General features: G+C 58.8%; 1 protein-coding gene. It reads left to right on the top strand.

Annotated features, from left to right (window positions below):
* A partial coding sequence (locus tag EAE90_RS24930) for an ImcF-related family protein (protein WP_246551130.1) occupies positions 1 to 675 on the top strand: 675 nt, incomplete at both ends.

Below are 675 nucleotides of genomic sequence, written 5' to 3' on the forward strand. Positions count from 1 at the left end.
TGGCGCGGCCGGAGAAAGCGGAGGCGGCGGTGATGAGCCGGGTGTTGATGGCGGACTGGCCGCGCCGGGCCGGGGTGACGGATGGCTTATGGCAGAACAGCGGCGAGGCGTTACTGACGTTTTATGCCGAGAATTTACCGCGCCACCCGGAGTGGAAAATCAGCGTGGATAATGAACTGGTCAGTGAAGTGCGTCAGATACTGCTCAATCAGTTGGGGCAGCGTCATGCGGAAACGATGCTGTACCAGAAAGTGCTGCAACAGGTGGCCCACAGTTACGGGGATTTAACTTTGGCGCAGATGACCGGCGCTACTGATGCAAATCGCCTGTTTACCACCCGTCAGGTAGTGCCGGGGATGTTTACCCGTCAGGCATGGGAAGGGCAGGTGCAAAAAGCGATAGCGCAGGTGGCAGCTTCCCGGCAGGAGGAGATTGACTGGGTGCTCAGTGATGGCCGTCAACCCGTATTGAAGGCGGTGTCCCCGGCGGAGCTGAAAGCCCGATTGACAGCGCGTTATTTTACCGACTTCGCCGGGGCGTGGCTGAATTTCCTCAACAGCCTGCGCTGGCATAAAACCCATAACCTGTCCGACACCATCGACCAGTTAACCCTGATGGCGGATGTGCGCCAGTCCCCGTTGATTGCCCTGATGGATACGCTGGCTTATCAGGGGG

The sequence above is a fragment of the Photorhabdus caribbeanensis genome, assembly GCF_018448885.1.
Classification (GTDB): Bacteria; Pseudomonadota; Gammaproteobacteria; order Enterobacterales; family Enterobacteriaceae; genus Photorhabdus; species Photorhabdus caribbeanensis.